The organism is Neisseria sp. P0008.S010, from assembly GCF_051962715.1.
Classification (GTDB): domain Bacteria; phylum Pseudomonadota; class Gammaproteobacteria; order Burkholderiales; family Neisseriaceae; genus Neisseria; species Neisseria elongata.
Genome location: NZ_JBQCVA010000465.1, coordinates 1 through 229 on the forward strand (window position 1 = coordinate 1; position 229 = coordinate 229).

At 48.5% G+C, this 229-nt stretch carries 1 protein-coding gene; it reads right to left on the reverse strand.

The window, feature by feature from the left end:
* The coding region (locus tag ACTHSL_RS14360; RefSeq protein ID WP_440381766.1) for a hypothetical protein at positions 1-229 on the reverse strand (229 nt) is incomplete at both ends.

Here is a 229-nt window from a genome sequence, read left to right on the forward strand (position 1 = left end):
GTTGGGATGCTCGGAAGTACGCACATGGTTGATGACGATGTCACGATACTCAACTGGGATGAGCGTACGGATCTTCTCTTGCTTCTGGCGGGTCTTGATCTTCTCGAACGGATTCTCCTTGCTGTAGCCATGCTCAACCATCCACGCGAAACACGCGTGATACTTCTTTAGATACGTATTGTACGTGTTGTTGTTGAACTTCGGACGTTCAATCAGGTGATCCATGAAG